Raw genomic sequence first — 15,525 nt, 5'->3', positions numbered from 1 at the left:
CGCGACACATGGGAATCCCCTAGCGATTCTGTAAGCTCGGAAAAGGCTCTAGAGCCGTTCCGGTTTAAGTGGAAACGGGAACGGCTCTAGGTTTTGTTCCTTCGTGCTTCTCGTCGGACACTTTTGACTTGCATGGCTTCGCCATGACCGGTTCCCGCTTTTCCGGAAGCAGTCTAACGATATCCAACGCGGCGTGCGGATCAGCCGAAAGGCTCGGCGTTAGCGCGGTAGCCGCGCGCGGTCGCGTGAGACGGTGTGCGATCCGACGCTGCCGGTTTCCATTTGCGGATGATGATGCCGTGAGGACAGCGTGCTGCGCCGCTCGGCAGCGCGGGCCGCGAGCCGCTTCATCAGCGCCGCTGTGGCGAGACCTGTCTCACGGCGCCCTTCGTTCCGTTCGAAGGCCCGCACGGCGGTGTTGAGGCGCGGGCCGTAGATGCCATCTATTTTGCCCTCGTACAGTCCTTCGGAGGCGAGAAGCTGCTGCAGTGAAAGCATTCCGGTGCGCGTCGAGATGATGTCTGCGTGCGCGAGAGCTTCCAGCGCGGGACGGAACGCGGCGGCGCCGACGGCCGTGTTCGCCACCGTCTCGGATTTGTAACGATGGACGACTTCGCCTCTCTGCGTCAGCACTCGAGATTGGAGATATGTGCCCACGTTGATGCCGATGACCTCAGGGCCGTTCGGCCCATCGATGAGCAGCGGGGATCCGGAAGACGCTCCGCCGGTGTCGCAAGTGTGCAGGATGACGTGGGCGGCGTCAGTGAAGTCTTTCTCGATGGCGCGCCAGTCCGCGCCCTTGAACGAGCGGCGGATGGGACACGGCCTGCCAAGCGCCAGGTCCCAGGCGCCGAAATCGCGATGATAGCTCACCTGATAGACGCGTTGGGCGGCCGAGAGCTTGAGCAACGCGCTTGTCGGCTGGCGGCTGATAGGCAGGGCATGGCCCCGGCATATCGGCCGCTCGAGCCTTATCAGCGCCCAATCCTGGACGGCATCGATTGGAGGTTTGACGCGAAGCGCGCGAGATCCGGCGGCGATATGCTGCGCCTCGCCATTCTGGGCTGATCCGGCAATGCGTGAGCTCGCGACCGTGGCCCCCTCGGGCTGCAGGCGGAAGCGAATGCCCGTAAGGCGGAGAGGGCGCTCGCCCTCGGTGCGGAACAGGCAATGGCCGGCGGTGGCGATCACATCGTCGCCCGCGCAGAAGGCGGTGCAGACCGAATGCGACCGGTCCTCGTAAAGGAGGCCGATGGATTTGCTCAGCGCCGTCATGCCGGCGGGAAGGAACGCCCGGTCGTCAGCGCCGAAGACGGCAATCGGGCGTACCAATGAAAACGAGCTTCCTGCCGAAACGGGGCGGCTGGCGTTGCCAGCGGAGGCGACGGACGCCGCTGCGGCTGCGCCTACGCATGCGAGAGCCAGGGCGGCGGCATACCGGATGCAGCGCACGATGGCGGGTCGCGGGCGGACTTCACGGGAACGATCTTGGCGCATTACGAACTCTTAACGTGACCGAAAGGCAGCCGTAAGGCCAAAGGGACTAACTCTGCCGGTGACAGTCGATTGCAGCGCTTTCTGAGCGGAGGATTGAATGCTTAATTCCGATACCGGAACTCCCGGAGCAAAGATCGGGCCAAAATCTCACGGGAGCTCGAGACGCAAGGTGGCCGGCGTAGCCACGGCGGCCGTGGCGTCCGTTGCCGTGCTGGCGGCCGGTTTCGGCATGACGCCGACGCTTGCGCAGCTCGCACCCGACAAGCCGAGTGTCGAAACGCCGTTCGGCCGCGCGCCGCTCAGCTTCGCGGACGTGATCCAGAAAGTGAAGCCGTCGGTGGTGTCCATCTCGGTCGTTGCCGGAAGCAAGGATCGGCGGGGGCGGAGCGGCTTGCCAGAGGGCTTCCCGGACATTCCCGAGGACAGCCCCTTCTACGAGTTCTTCAAGAACCTGCCGCGCGAATTCCGCAACATGCCGCAGCAGCGGCCGACGCAGGCCCAGGGCTCGGGCTTCGTGATCTCGGCTGACGGCTTTGTCGTGACCAACAACCACGTCGTCGACGGCGCGACTAAGATCCAGGTCAGCTTCGATGATCAGGAGAAGCTCGAGGCGGAGCTGGTTGGGACCGACCCGCGCACCGACATCGCGCTTCTGAAGATCAAGTCGTCCAAGACCTTCCCGTTCGTCGAGTTCGCCGACAAGCCGGCGCGCGTCGGCGACTGGGCGCTGGCGGTGGGCAATCCGTTCGGCCTCGGCGGCACGGTGACGGCCGGTATCGTCTCGGCGTTGGGCCGCGATATCGGGTCGGGACCCTACGACTTCATCCAGATCGATGCGGCCGTGAACAAGGGCAACTCCGGCGGGCCGACCTTCAATCTCGACGGCAAGGCGATTGGCGTCAACACGGCGATCTTCAGCCCGTCGGGCGGCAACGTCGGTATTGCGTTCGCCGTGCCGGCCCGCACCGCCGTCGACGTCATCGACCAGCTGAAGAAGAGCGGTTCCGTGAGCCGTGGCTGGCTCGGGGTCAAGATCCAGAACGTGGATGAGGATACCGCTGCCGCCATCGGCCTGCCTGACGCCAAGGGTGCGCTCGTAAGCGAGATCACGCCCAACGGCCCGGCATCCGTTTCCGGTCTCAAGGTTCAGGATGCGATCATCCAGGTGAATGGCGACGTGATCGCCGATAGCCGCGATCTCGCGCGCAAGATCGCCGACTACGCGCCGGATACGAGCGTCGACGTCAAAGTGTGGCGCGGAAGCAAGGAAGAGACCGTCAAGGTCAAGCTCGGTAAGTTCCCGGGCTCGACGGAGGAACTCGCCAATCTTGAGCAGGGCAAGTCCGCCGATCCGACGACGACGGCGCTCGAGCAGCTCGGCCTTACGCTGGCGCCTCTCAAGGTCGGCGGCGAGGGCGTGACGGTGACGGAGGTGGACCCGGACTCGGATGCTGCCGAGAAGGGCATCAAAGCCGGCGACGTGATCCTCGAGATCGGTGGCAGCGTGGTGAACGGTCCGTCTGACGTGGCCGATGGCATCAAGAAGGCGAAGGAACTCAACCGCACGGCGGTGATGCTCTCGGTCAAGTCGTCCAACCAGACCCGCTACGTGCCGGTGCAGCTCAAGCAAAAGGGCTGAGCTAGCGCCGCAACGGAGTGAACCATGGGGCGGCGCGGCTCTTGAGGAGCCGGGCCGCCCCGATGTATCTGACGGGGGGAAGTCGGCGGGCGGCGCCTCAGCCGCCAACCGCGGTTTCGGAGGCGATGCGACTGATGCGCGTGTTGGTGATCGAGGACGACCGCGAGACGGCGCAATTTCTGCAAAAATCCCTGAAGGAGAGCGGGCACGCACCCGACCTCGCAGGCGATGGCGAGAGCGGTCTCGCCATGGCTCAGGAGAACGCCTACGATGTCCTCATCATAGATCGCATGCTGCCCAAGCTCGATGGCCTCTCAGTCGTGCGCACGCTACGCGCGGAGGGAGACCGGACGCCCGTGCTCATTCTTTCCGCGCTCGGAGACGTTGACGATCGCGTCAAGGGTTTGCGCGCAGGGGGCGACGACTATCTCACCAAGCCCTACGCCTACACGGAGCTGCTGGCGCGCGTCGAAGCCCTGGGCCGGCGCGCCATCCCCGAGGAGCAGGAGACCCGCTATGCGGTGGGTGATCTCATCCTGGACCGCCTGTCTCACCGGGTCACGCGCGCGGGCGAGCCGATCCAGTTACAGCCGCGTGAATATCGCTTACTCGAATACCTGATGAAGCACGCCGGACAGGTGGTGACGCGCACCATGCTGCTCGAGAACGTGTGGGATTATCACTTCGACCCGCAGACCAACGTCATCGACGTGCACGTCTCGCGCTTGCGCTCGAAAATCGACAAGGGTTTCGACAGGCCGCTGCTGCACACCGTGCGCGGAGCTGGATACATGGTCCGTGACGGCGCTCTCTGATCTTGCCGTGCGCATCATGGGGACGCAGGCGTTCCGCCTTGCCGCGGTAAGCGCTACCGCTTTCCTTGCGGCCGCCGCGCTCATCGTCGGCGTGCTTTTCTGGCAGACGAACACGTTGCTCACGGAGCACGTGGTGGACGAGCTGCGCAGCACGGCGGCGGAACTCGCGCATGAGGCCGCAAGCAGCAAACCCGATGCATTCGCCGAGCGCATCCGTCTCTTGAGCCGCACGGATGGGGCGAGCCTCTATTTCCTTGCCGACGAGAGCGGGCGCAAGCTCGCCGGAAATCTGCGCGCATATCCACGTGAGATCGCCGAGAGTCCAGCCGGAGGCGTGTTCCGCTTCGTCCGCGACGGCGACGCACTCGGCGCCGACAGGCTCGGCGTTGCCGTGCCGGTCCCCGTTGGCGCTGGCCTGCGCCTCGTCGTCGGCCGGGATGTCGAGGAGCAGTTGGCGCTCGCCGCGCGCATCAAGCGAACGTTCCTTTGGGGGTTCGGCGCGCTTGCTCTGGCAGCCATCATCGCAGGCATTGCCATCGGCCGTTCTGTTCTTGGGCGCATCGAGGCCATCAACGCGACGACGCGCTCGATCATGGCGGGCGATCTCTCGCGCCGCGTGCCGATGACCGGCGCCCAAGATGAATTCGATGAGCTGGCGGAGAGCCTCAACTCCATGCTGGAGCGTATCGAGCAGCTCATGAACGGCATGCGTGAGGTTTCCGACAACATCGCCCACGACCTCAAGACGCCGCTCAACAGGCTGCGCAACAGCGCGGAAGCGGCGTTGCGGGAGTCTCGCGGGGCCGAAGGGTATCGCGAAGGGCTCGAGGCGACCATCGAGAAGGCGGATGACCTGATCAAGACCTTCAACGCGCTCCTTCTCATCGCGCGCCTCGAGGCCGGCGTGGTGGAAGAGAGCGCCGAAGCGTTCGATCTCGGACATCTCGTGTGTGACGTGGCAGAGCTTTATGAGCCCGTTGCCGAGGAAGCGGGGCTCAGCCTTGCGATCGAGGCTGGCGAGGGGATCGTGGCGTCCGCCAATCGGCAACTCGTCGGGCAGGCTGTGGCCAATCTGGTCGATAATGCCATCAAATATTCGGCAGAGGCGGCGCGCACGCGCGGGGATGGCAGCGCCGGCGCTGAAGTGTCGGTCAAGGTGCGTGCCAGCTCGGATATGGCGGAAATCTCCGTTGCCGACAGGGGGCCCGGCATCGATGCCCAGGACCGCGATCGCGCATTGCGCCGCTTCGTGCGCCTCGAAAAGAGCCGCACCAAGCCGGGGACAGGCCTAGGTCTCAGCCTGGTTGCGGCCGTGGCGCGGCTCCATGGCGGATCGGTGCGCCTCGAGGACAACGCTCCTGGCCTGCGCGTGGTGCTCATTCTCCCGCTCCTGCATGCGGCTCAGCGGTCATCCCGCGGTCAGGAGATCGGCGAGGCCCGCGCGCCGTAAGTCGTCAGCGGCGCTTGCGCGCGAGGCGATGAGTGAATAGACGATCCGGGCGGGCCCAGCAGGCCGGGCGCGACGGAGCGGGAGCATGGCGGCAGACATCGCAGCGAACGGCACGTTGCTCGAGCGGCTGGATGCGGAAAAACGCTTGCCGCAGGATCCGCAAGGCGGTGCGAGCCTCGATCTCCTTCTCGACGACTGGCGCCGAGAGGCCTCGCTTGCCGGCCTCGTCGCTCTCCTTGAGACGGAGCCGGCCCGTGCCCTGATGGCCGGTGTCGCGGCGGGCTCTTCCTTTCTCCGTACCGAGGCGCTGCGCGATCCCGCCCGCCTCGAGCGGCTGCTGCGGAGTATTCCGGAGCGCCGCTTCGCCGACCTCACCGATACGCTTTCCGCAAGCCTTGCCGAGATCGGTACCCTCGCCGACGCCATGACGGCGCTGCGGGCTTACAAGTCCGAGGTGGCGCTGCTGATCGCGCTCGCGGATCTCGCTGGCGTCTGGAGCGTCGACGAGGTGACGGGGGCCCTCAGCGCGGCGGCGGACGCGGCTCTCAAGGGCGCCGTGCGCTTCCTGTTCCGAGAGGCGGCCGCGCGCGGCGACTGGCTTGCGGATCCGAGCGATGCCGAGCCCGAGGCGACCTCGGGCTACATGGTCCTCGCCGTCGGCAAATACGGCGCTTATGAGCTCAACTATTCGAGCGACATCGATCTCATCGTCTTCTATGAACCGGCCCGCGCAAGGCTCAAGCCGGGGCTCGAGGCGCCGACGTTCTTCGTGCGCCTGACGCGCGATCTCGTGCGGTTGATCGGCGAACGCACGGCGACGGGCTATGTGTTCCGCACCGACCTCCGCCTGCGGCCCGACGCGGGGGCGACGCAGATCGCACTCTCGACCGATGCCGCCGCGCTTTATTACGAGAGCTTCGGCCAGAATTGGGAGCGCGCCGCCCTTATCAAGGCCCGCGCCGTCGCGGGCGATGTCGATGCCGGTGAAGCGTTTCTCGCGGAGCTGGCGCCGTTCGTCTGGCGCCGTAGTCTCGACTTCGCCGCCATCACAGACGTCCACGCCATGAAGCGGCAGATCCATGCGTTCCGCGGCTTCGGCGCGATCGGAGTGGCAGGGCAGAACATCAAGCTCGGCCCGGGTGGCATCCGCGAGATCGAGTTCTTCGTGCAGACGCAGCAGCTTATCGCCGGCGGCCGGCAGCGCAGTCTGCGCGTCCGCAGTACACTGGATGGGCTTGCCATGCTCGTCGCCAACGGCTGGCTCGCGAAGGAGACTGCCGACGACCTGGCCGATGCGTACCTCTATCTGCGCCGGATCGAGCATCGGCTGCAGATGGTGGCCGATGAGCAGACGCATGAGCTTCCAAGCGATCAGGCACAGCTCGAAAGCTTCGCGCGCTTTGCCGGCTACGGGAGCCTCGCCGAGTTCTCGGGCGAGATCCTTGCCGTGCTGAAGCGCGTGCAGAGGCACTATGCGCGCCTGTTCGAGGATTCACCCGACCTGACGGCGGAAGGGGAGAACCTCGTGTTCGCAGGAGAGACGGACGATCCTGGCACCGTTACGGCACTTTCGCGAATGGGCTACGCGCGTCCGAGCGATTTGCTGGCGTCCGTGCGCGGCTGGCACCATGGCCGCTATCCGGCGGTTCGTTCGGCGCGCGCGCGGGAGCTCCTGACGGAGGTGCAGCCGGCGTTGATCAAGGCGCTTGCCGATACGGCCGATCCGGATCGGGCGATCGCGACCTTCGATACGTTTCTGGCTGCATTGCCGGCCGGCGTGCAGCTCTTTTCGCTGCTCAGGGCAAATCCGGCCCTGTTACGGCTCATCGCCGATATCATGGGCACAGCGCCGCGCCTGGCCCGCATCCTTTCCCGCCGCCGCCGCTTGCTCGATGCGGTCATCGATCCGCAGACGTTTGCGGCGCTCCCGTCCGCCAAGGAACTCGGAGACGCGATCGCCGCCGAGCTGAGTCTCGCATCCGATCCGCAGGACGTGCTGGACCGCGCGCGCATCGTCGGCAGCGAGCAGGGGTTCCTCATCGGCGTCAAGGTTCTCTCCGGTGCCATCAACGCCGATGAAGCGGGCGAGGCGTATGCGCTCCTGGCGGAAACGCTGATCGCCGCGCTCGCAGAGGATGTGGAGCGGGAGCTCGAGCGAGCGCACGGACGTATTCCCGGCGGCGGAGCTGTGGTCCTCGCCATGGGCAAGCTCGGAGGGCACGAGATGACCGCTGCCTCCGATGTGGATCTCATCGTCGTCTACGATTTCGATCCGGCCGCCCTCCAGTCCGATGGACCGAAGCCGCTCGCGCCGAGCCAGTACTATGCGCGCTATACGCAGCGCCTCATCTCGCATCTCTCGGCCCCAACCGCCGAGGGTACGCTCTACGAGGTCGATATGCGGCTGCGCCCGTCCGGGCAGAAAGGGCCGGTCGCCGCCCAGCTCTCGACGTTCCGAGAGTATCAGGCGACACAGGCGTGGACCTGGGAGCATATGGCGCTGACGCGGGCGCGTGTGGTGGCCGGGCCGGCGGATCTCCGTCGCAAGGTCGAGGCGACCATCCGCGATACGCTGGTGCGCCGTCGCGATGACGCGGCCATAGCCCAGGATGTGCTGGATATGCGGACCCGCATCGCCGCCGAGAAGGGCACAGACAACATCTGGAGCCTGAAGCAGGTGCGCGGGGGGCTCGTGGATCTCGAATTCATCGCTCAGCATCTGCAACTCGTGCATGCCGGCGCCCACCGCGAGGTGCTGGACCAGAACACTTTGGCAGCCTTCCGCAAGCTGGCCGCAGCGGGGGCGCTTGCCGCTGCCGATGCCGAAACCCTAATCCAGGCTACGCGCCTGACGCACAGCCTGACGCAGGTGCTAAGGCTATGTCTTGATGAGGTTTTCGATCCCGCTACGGCGCCAAGCGGCCTCAAGGCGCTGCTGGCGAGGGCCGGGGATGCGCCCGATTTCGCCACCCTCGAGGGCCAGCTGCGCGAGACGCTATCAGCGGTTGCAGTACTGTTTCGCCGCTTGATCGGTTAAGTTGCGACGGATTCCAATGGGTGCGGCCGTTCTTGCTCACGAGACCAGTTGCGGAGCGAGATCCGGTGGCGCTGCCCAGCAAACACGTGAGATGTGACGGGGTGAAGGTGGGGTCGGGACCAAGCGGACCGATGGGCACGACGCCGGGAGCCAACGTGACCGGGGGTCCCTGGCCGGATGCGCCTGAGGACCGCGTACTGCTGGCACGCGTCGCCCGCCAGGACGCACAGGCGTTTCGTGTCCTGATGGATCGCCATTTGAGTGCGATCGTGGCGTTGGCGCGGCGCATGCTGAGGGATGAAGCGGAGGCCGACGACATCGCGCAGGAGACCATGCTGCGGCTGTGGCGCTCGGGTGAAACGCTCGATCTTGGACCGCACGGGCTGCGGCCTTGGCTCAGGCGGGTGGCGACGAACCTGTGCCTCGATCGGATCCGTGCGGGGCGGCGCACCGTCGTTACCGACGAGGTGCCCGAGGTGGAGGAGCCTCCGACGCAGGCCGTGGAGCTGGAAGAGCAGGATCTCGTCCGCCGTGTCGGGGAGGCGGTGGCCGGACTGCCGGACCGGCAGCGCCGGGCGCTGACGCTCTTTCACCACGAGGGTTTGAGCCAGGCCGAGGTGGGCGAAATTCTGGGCGTGTCGGACGAGGCGGTGGAGAGTCTCCTCGCCCGCGCCCGAAGGGCGCTGCGCACGCGGCTCGCGAAAGATTGGAAAAGCTTGCTGCTGAGCGAGCAATGAGATTTGGAAGGCCCGGGACGACGGCGATGACGGATGAGACCATGATGGAAGCAAACGGGCTTGCGGCCCTGGACGAGGTCCTGGAGCGTTTCGGGAGCGACCGCACGCGCTGGCCGGCGCCCTTGCGCCGGGATCTTGCCAGCCTGCTTGCGGAGAGCGCCGAAGCGAAGACGCGCCTGCGCGAAGCAGAGGCGCTCGACCGGCTGCTCGACCTTGCGCCCGAGCGTGAAATCGACACACGGGCGCTTGCAGACCGTATCCTTGCCGCCGCAATCGCCGAAGCGCCTGCTGCGGCGGCTCTGCCGGCCGTGGCGGCAGTCGCTCCGGCTTCTTCTAGCCGCCGGCCGCCGATGCACAGGGATAGGGAGTGGCCCGCAGCCGCGCTGCTTGCCGCCTCGCTCGTGCTCGGGACCTTGTTTGGTGTCGCGGGTACGTTCGACCAGGCCGTCGCTCCGCTCATGGCCGAGGCCTCTGGCGATATGGAGTTCGACTCCGGTCAGATCGCCTTCGACTCGGACGCCTTCAGCATGTTTGAGGAGGATCTGCTTTGAGCGACGTCTCCCAGCCCGGAGCCGAGCCGAGGCCGCGCGCCTCGCGGCGCTTGAAATACGCGCTGGTCGCGTCGCTCGCCCTCAATCTTTTGATCGTCGGCGTTGTCGGCGGCACCATGTTCGGCTTCGGCAAGCATCACCCGGGGTTTCGGGGGCATCCGCGTGGCGAAGACTTCGGACTCATGGGGCTCACGCGCACGCTGCCGGAGGCCCGCCGCAAGGAAATTCGCAAGCAGCTGCGGGATGACCGCGTGCGGCTGCGGCCGTTGATCGACGACATTCGGGCCTCGCGGCGGGATGCGGCCGAAAAGCTCGCAGCCGATCCCTTCGACAGGGCTGCCGTCGAGAGCGCACTTGGCGCCGTAAGCGACAAGGAGCGGACGCTGCGCCAGGAGGCGGTTGGGATCTTTCTCGATCATGTCGAGCGCCTCACCGTGGATGAGCGCCGTAGGCTGGCGGACTGGTGGCGGAAGAAGAGCGAGCCGCTTCCGAAGCGGAAATCGAAGAAGGGTGAGGATCGCGCGGAAAAGTGAGCCGCTTCTGATCCAGGCGCCAGCCGCTGGGCTGGAGCTTGGGAGCAGCAAGCTTGGAACCGCTCGTGCGTATTCGAGGGAGCGTCGGGCGAAAGGCGCGACCGGCGTGCGCTGCGCCCTACCGGCCTTTGATCATGCGCCGCAAGCCGCCGATGGTGGCGATGTAGATATGGAACAATAGAAACAGCGCGCCCGCGAGACCGGCCCAATAATGCGCGAGCGCGAAGGTCCAGAGGCCCGAGAGGCCGGCCACCTTTTGCGGCGCCAGCTCCGGGTAGAGCAGGAACACGCCGGTGATGGCAAGCAGCGGCGACAGGATGACGACACTCAGAATGTAAAGGAACTGCTGGACGAGGAAGAGCAGCCCGCGTGAAGCTTCGAGACGCGCGCGGCTTGTCTCTTCTGCGTCGGATGTCGCCGATCCGCCCTCAACAACATTTGTAGCGTGCAGGCGCATGCGGGCACCCAGCCCCTGCCATCGCCGCTGATAGCCGCGCCAGTATCCTCCGGCGAGCGCCACCACGAGGAAGACACCGCACAGGATCGAGAAGATGATGCCCGTCACCTGATGCAGCGTATCGGCGAGCCCGTAGTTCATGAAGGCGAAGCTCGAACGCGAGTACGTGAGCACGATCCCGGTCAGGACCAGGATGACGAAGAGGGCGGCGACGGCCCAATGCCATAGACGGACCCAGAGGGGGGTCATGCCGCGCCTCCATTGCCAGATGCACGCGACGTAGCCGGCCTCCGCCCGTTGGCTTCGTTCTTCGCTCGCTTGCTCCCCGTCGACCATGGGCCCTGCCGGCGGGACAGGATACGCCACCCGCCGTGGGCCAGAACGAGACCGAGGCCGAGGCTCATCAGGAGGAACGCTGCTGCGTCCGTCCATCGATGCCGATTGGCTCCCATGACATAGCCGTCCTGCAGCATGCGGGAATTGTTGAAGCCGAGGGTGTCCGATCCCGTGTTGGCGACATACCGGTAGAGACGGCCGAGAAGTACGCTGTCGATGCTGTGGCAGGTGTTGCAGCCCTGGTCGGCGCCTCTGCCGAGAGGCAGATCGTGGGCGACGGCCGAGGTCACGGTCGTGTGGCAATCGATGCAGCGTGTCCCGTCGAGGTGGAGCTGGGCGTGGGGAAGGTAGCGATGCGCCGCGATGAGGCCCGATGCTGATGGATCGGCCAGTGGGCCCGTGGCGCCATCCTGATGGCAGCGCAGGCAAGGGGCGTTGTCGTTGTCGCTGATGAGACGCGGCTCCTTGATCCGCTCCGTCGCCTTGAAATAGTGCGGCTCATGGCAGTGCTCGCATGTGAAGCGATGTGCTGTCTTTGCCGCGGTGCCGCCGCTTGGCGCGAGCGCGCCTGGACGGGCCGGCTGTTCGGCCGAGGTGCCGCAGCACCTCTCCTTGGCATGGCTGAATTCCGTGAAGTGGACGGTGCCTTCGAACTCTCTCCGGATGCGATCGAAGTCATAAGGCTGATCCGCCCGGGCGCCTTCCTCCTTGCGGGGATGGCAGCTCATGCACGTCTCGGTCTTTTTCCGGAAATGGGGAAAGGTGTCGAAACCTTTCACGTGACAATCGTTGCAATCGACCTTGCCATGGTCGCCATTGCGGAAATCTCCCGCGCTGATCGTGACGCTGCGGGTGCGGCCCGTATCAACACCGGCATCCATCCGCTTCGCTCCTGCATGGCAGGCCATGCATTCCAAGCGCCTCGGCTCCTCGGCGGCGTTTGGGGTGATAGGGCCGATGAGCAGGAGCAAGCTCACGGCAGCCGTCCAACCGGCTCCCACGAGCGGCTCCATCCGCCGCGGCATCCGGTTCGGATCAGGCATCGCGTGTCGCTCGCGGTGCGTGTGCCATCCGGCGGAGGCACGTGTTTGGGGCGCACCCGCCGGGAGAAGTGCAGGTCAATTCCAAGGCCATACGTGAACGCTTGGCCAAGGAAAGTTTCTCCCTCCTTTCGCCAGATCTTCGCGTCGCAATACGATTTCGCAATGCGAAAGAATGAACATTTCTATGCTTTCCCTCGAGGAATCATTTGCCGGCCAATTCATCCGACAAAGTATTCGGATACTCCTTTGGATGTAAGTCATAAGGGTGATTGTTAAAGATGCGCCGGTGATGAAAGCTCGACATCGTGGCGCTATTCCAATCAATGACCGGGCAATTCCCGGCTCTCGCAGCGCCGTGGCGATCGCAGGATCGGATTGGTCCGTTGGGCCGTAGGGCCGCGCTGAAATTCCTGCACCGCGATCCTTAGCGAAGCGGTGAACGACCGGAAAACCGATACAGCACTTGGCTTTACGCGGCAATTGGGGTGCTGACGTGGATCCGAAAGACATAACACGCATCCTCTTTGAGGATTTTCAGCCGCAAACCATCCAGCTCTTCTACGCGATAGGGTATTCCGCCATCGCCGTTTTCATATACGGCGTGTATGTCGAGGTTCGGAAGTACCGGAGGGGGCGCCCGGATGCGGCCTGGGGCCTTTTATGGACCCGCTTTCTCGACATGGTTCAGACTATGCTGACCCATCGCACGCTGAAGCGTCGCGATCCCTCCGCCGGCCGGATGCATGCCGCCATTTTCTTCGGCTTTATCCTGCTGTTCATCGGCACCTCAACCATTACGCTCGAGTACGACATCGTCGAGCCATTGTTCGGTCTGCGCTTCTGGTATGGCGATTTCTATCTCGTGTTCTCGCTGGTGATGGATGTCGCCGGCGTCGCGCTGATTGTCGGGCTCATCTACATGATGTACCGGCGGAAGTGGCTGAAGCTGCCGAAGCTCGACTATGCGCGCCCGGATCGGAAGCCGGGCGAGCCAGGCTACGACCGCACTGCCTATCGGCGCGAGGATTGGGCGTTCCTGTGGACGCTCATCATCATCGGCATCACCGGCTTCTTCCTCGAGGCGGCGCGCCTTATCTGGCTTGCTGACCGTCCGACGGTGTGGGACTTCCGCTGGTGGTCGCCGGTGGGCGCGCTCCTCGCCCATGGCATGGCGGGCGTCGGGCTCACGGCGGAGGCGGCGGGATCGCTCCGTTTTGGCCTGTGGTGGTTCCACGGCATCCTGGCATTGGTCTTCATCGCGCTCATCCCGTTCACAAAGGTGAAGCATATCTTCACGGCAGCCGCCTCGCTCATGTTCCGCGACCCCAAGGCCGGCCGCGTGCTTCCCAAGGTGCCGGAGGATGAGGAAAGCGCCGGCTGCGCAACCATCACCGACTTCACATGGAAACAGCTTCTGCATTTCGACGCCTGCACGAAGTGCGGCCGCTGCCACGAAGCGTGTCCGGCCAATGCGATCGGGGCGCCGCTGTCGCCGCGAGACCTGATCCTGTCGCTTCGTGAGTTTTCCAATGCGACGCTCGAATCGAGAAGCCTGCCGGCGGACTCCTTGCTCGAGGTGCATGGCACTGGCCTGAACCAGATTTCTGCCGAGACGCTGTGGGCGTGCCGGTCCTGCATGGCATGCGTTGAAATCTGTCCGGTCGCGATCGAGCACGTGCCGGTCATCGTGCAGATGCGCCGCAAGCTCGTCGAGGATGGCGAGATGGAGCCCATCCTGCAGAAGACGCTGCAGTCGATCCACAAGAGCGGCAACTCGTTCGGGGAATCCAAGCGCAAGCGTGCAGCGTGGACGAAGGCGCTGCCTTTCGAGATCAAGGACGCGCGCAAGGAGCCGGTGGACGTGGTGTGGTTCGTCGGCGATTACGCCTCGTTCGATCCACGCAACCAGAAGGTCTCCCAGGCGTTCGCCAAGCTATTGACCAAGGCCGGGGTCAATTTCGGACTTCTCTTCGAAGGCGAGATGAATGCCGGTAACGACGTGCGCCGCGTGGGCGAGGAAGGTCTCTACGAGCATCTGGCCACGTCGAATATCGACACGCTCAAGGGCTGTGAGTTCAAGTCCATCGTGACGACGGACCCGCATTCCTACAACACGATCCGCAACGAGTATCCCCACTTCGATGGCGCATTCGAGATCCAGCATTACACGACGCTGGTGAGAACGCTGATTGAAGAGGGGCGGATCAAGCTGAAGAAGAAGATCGCCTATCGCGTGACTTTCCATGATCCCTGCCACCTCGGTCGATACAACAAGGGATACGATGCACCGCGCGATATCCTGGAGCTGCTCGGATGCGAGCTTGTGGAGATGAAACGCAACCGGGACAACTCGTTCTGCTGTGGCGCAGGCGGCGGACGTATCTGGATCCCCGATCCCGTGGATCTGGAGAAGCCATCGCAGAACCGCATGAAGGAAGCCGGGACCATCGAGGGCCTGCAGGTGTTCGTGGTCTCCTGTCCTAAGGACCTGACGATGTTCGAGGATGCGCTGAAGACCAGCGGCTACGAAGGCCAGTTCGTCGTGCGCGAGTTGATCGAGCTGATCGCCGAGTGCGTGGAGGACGATGAGCCGGAGGACGTCAAAGCCGCTTGAGGCCGAGCGCGATGGGATGGCACGCCCGTGGGGCCTATGTCCCGGCAAGCAAGAGCACGATAGCGGGGGTGAGCGGCGAGGGGAGCTTCCTCTCGCTGTTTTTTTGGGGGGAGGCTGAGTTTCTCACGATGTCAGGCTGTGGGAGGCGTAGACGATGAGCACGCCGGCGAGAAGCGTGACATAGGGCAGGACGCCGGCCCGCCTGGTGACGCGCACCTCGGCAGCGGCGAGCTGCATGTCGTCGAGCATTGCCTTGGGGAAGACGCCGCCGTCCTGGACGTAATGCCGGTACAGGAACACCGGGATGATCAGGGCAGCAAACAGCAGGCCGGTCATCAGCGTTCCGGAGCCCCAGATGTTCGCCCCCACGCCCATCAGCACGAGGTTGAGATAGGCGAGAAGGGTACCAAACGCGAGAAGGACGGTGGGCGCCCTGTAGGGGCGGCTCCAGTTGGGCCGATCCAGGCGATGAATCCATCCCGAGTTGAGATTGAGGAAGTTGAACATGATGTAGCCGACGTTGGACGCCGCCAGGACAAACACGTAGTCGGACATCAGGAGCAGCAACAGGTTAAAGCACAGGTCCGTCCACATGGCGCTGGTCGGCGCGCCATGCTCGTTGACGTGGGAGAGATATCGCGGCAGGCAGCCGTCGATCGAGCCCTGGTAGAGCGTGCGCGATGACCCGGCCATGGACGTCATGATGGACAGCAGCAAGGCCAGGATCAGCATAACGACGAGAATATTGGCGACGAACGAGCTGCCGCCGAGAATGCGGGCGAGCGCGTTGGCGACGCCCATGCCGGTGTAGATCTC

The 15,525-nt window shown here is 64.8% G+C and carries 12 protein-coding genes; 8 read left to right on the top strand and 4 right to left on the bottom strand.

The window, feature by feature from the left end:
* Window positions 1-219: 219 nt before the first annotated feature.
* Entirely contained in the window at window positions 220-1,497 is a 1,278-nt protein-coding gene (locus V7P99_RS13825) for a peptidoglycan-binding protein (protein WP_333795417.1), read from the bottom strand.
* A gap of 169 nt (window positions 1,498-1,666) precedes the next feature.
* On the opposite strand from V7P99_RS13825, the gene V7P99_RS13820 reads away from it, so the two are divergent.
* The 7 genes from V7P99_RS13820 to V7P99_RS13790 all read left to right on the top strand — a co-directional run bounded on the left by V7P99_RS13820 (window position 1,667) and on the right by V7P99_RS13790 (window position 10,259).
* The gene (locus V7P99_RS13820) at window positions 1,667-3,136 is read left to right on the top strand and encodes a Do family serine endopeptidase (RefSeq protein ID WP_333795416.1); all 1,470 of its coding nucleotides are present in this window, start codon (window positions 1,667-1,669) and stop codon (window positions 3,134-3,136) included.
* Between the two features lie 134 nt (window positions 3,137-3,270).
* Entirely contained in the window at window positions 3,271-3,951 is a 681-nt protein-coding gene (locus tag V7P99_RS13815) for a response regulator transcription factor (RefSeq protein WP_333795415.1), read from the top strand.
* The gene (locus V7P99_RS13810; protein WP_333795414.1) at window positions 3,935-5,401 is read left to right on the top strand and encodes a sensor histidine kinase; all 1,467 of its coding nucleotides are present in this window, start codon (window positions 3,935-3,937) and stop codon (window positions 5,399-5,401) included. The genes V7P99_RS13815 and V7P99_RS13810 overlap by 17 nt, the downstream gene beginning before the upstream one ends.
* Before the next feature lie 85 nt (window positions 5,402-5,486).
* A complete protein-coding gene (locus V7P99_RS13805) occupies window positions 5,487-8,438 on the top strand; it encodes a bifunctional [glutamine synthetase] adenylyltransferase/[glutamine synthetase]-adenylyl-L-tyrosine phosphorylase (RefSeq protein WP_333795413.1) in 2,952 nt (983 codons plus the stop codon).
* 131 nt (window positions 8,439-8,569) lie between these two features.
* Window positions 8,570-9,175: a sigma-70 family RNA polymerase sigma factor gene (locus V7P99_RS13800; RefSeq protein ID WP_333795412.1), complete on the top strand. Its 606-nt coding sequence runs from the start codon at window positions 8,570-8,572 to the stop codon at window positions 9,173-9,175.
* Between the two features lie 26 nt (window positions 9,176-9,201).
* Window positions 9,202-9,726 (top strand): hypothetical protein, encoded by a 525-nt coding sequence (locus V7P99_RS13795; protein ID WP_333795411.1) that lies wholly within the window; start codon window positions 9,202-9,204, stop codon window positions 9,724-9,726.
* The gene (locus V7P99_RS13790) at window positions 9,723-10,259 is read left to right on the top strand and encodes a periplasmic heavy metal sensor (protein WP_333795410.1); all 537 of its coding nucleotides are present in this window, start codon (window positions 9,723-9,725) and stop codon (window positions 10,257-10,259) included. Before V7P99_RS13795 ends, V7P99_RS13790 begins: the two co-directional genes overlap by 4 nt.
* A gap of 118 nt (window positions 10,260-10,377) precedes the next feature.
* On the opposite strand, the gene V7P99_RS13785 is transcribed toward V7P99_RS13790, so the two are convergent.
* Together V7P99_RS13785 and V7P99_RS13780 are read right to left on the bottom strand one after the other, a co-directional pair.
* Window positions 10,378-10,965, bottom strand: a complete 588-nt coding sequence (locus V7P99_RS13785) for a cytochrome b/b6 domain-containing protein (protein WP_333795409.1) — start codon at window positions 10,963-10,965, stop codon at window positions 10,378-10,380.
* Window positions 10,962-11,933 (bottom strand): hypothetical protein, encoded by a 972-nt coding sequence (locus V7P99_RS13780; protein ID WP_333795408.1) that lies wholly within the window; start codon window positions 11,931-11,933, stop codon window positions 10,962-10,964. The genes V7P99_RS13785 and V7P99_RS13780 overlap by 4 nt, the downstream gene beginning before the upstream one ends.
* 655 nt (window positions 11,934-12,588) lie before the next feature.
* Here V7P99_RS13780 and V7P99_RS13775 point away from each other — a divergent pair.
* A complete protein-coding gene (locus V7P99_RS13775; protein ID WP_333795407.1) occupies window positions 12,589-14,709 on the top strand; it encodes a heterodisulfide reductase-related iron-sulfur binding cluster in 2,121 nt (706 codons plus the stop codon).
* A 123-nt stretch (window positions 14,710-14,832) separates the two neighbouring features.
* On the opposite strand, the gene V7P99_RS13770 is transcribed toward V7P99_RS13775, so the two are convergent.
* The coding region (locus tag V7P99_RS13770) for an amino acid permease (RefSeq protein ID WP_333795406.1) at window positions 14,833-15,525 on the bottom strand (693 nt) is incomplete at its 5' end.

It is taken from the genome of Hyphomicrobium sp., assembly GCF_036780825.1.
Lineage (GTDB): Bacteria > Pseudomonadota > Alphaproteobacteria > Rhizobiales > Hyphomicrobiaceae > Hyphomicrobium_C.
Note: the sequence above shows the minus strand (reverse complement) of the source record. Positions and strands in the feature narration are given on the sequence as shown.

Bases quoted from the DNA above. Each gene is read 5' to 3' on its own strand.
- V7P99_RS13785 (WP_333795409.1), bottom strand. From the start codon at position 10,965: ATGACCCCCCTCTGGGTCCGTCTATGGCATTGGGCCGTCGCCGCCCTC.
- V7P99_RS13800 (WP_333795412.1), top strand. From the start codon at position 8,570: ATGGGCACGACGCCGGGAGCCAACGTGACCGGGGGTCCCTGGCCGGAT.
- V7P99_RS13815 (WP_333795415.1), top strand. From the start codon at position 3,271: ATGCGCGTGTTGGTGATCGAGGACGACCGCGAGACGGCGCAATTTCTG.
- V7P99_RS13795 (WP_333795411.1), top strand. From the start codon at position 9,202: ATGACGGATGAGACCATGATGGAAGCAAACGGGCTTGCGGCCCTGGAC.
- V7P99_RS13780 (WP_333795408.1), bottom strand. From the start codon at position 11,933: ATGGATGCCGGTGTTGATACGGGCCGCACCCGCAGCGTCACGATCAGC.
- V7P99_RS13805 (WP_333795413.1), top strand. From the start codon at position 5,487: ATGGCGGCAGACATCGCAGCGAACGGCACGTTGCTCGAGCGGCTGGAT.
- V7P99_RS13825 (WP_333795417.1), bottom strand. From the start codon at position 1,497: ATGCGCCAAGATCGTTCCCGTGAAGTCCGCCCGCGACCCGCCATCGTG.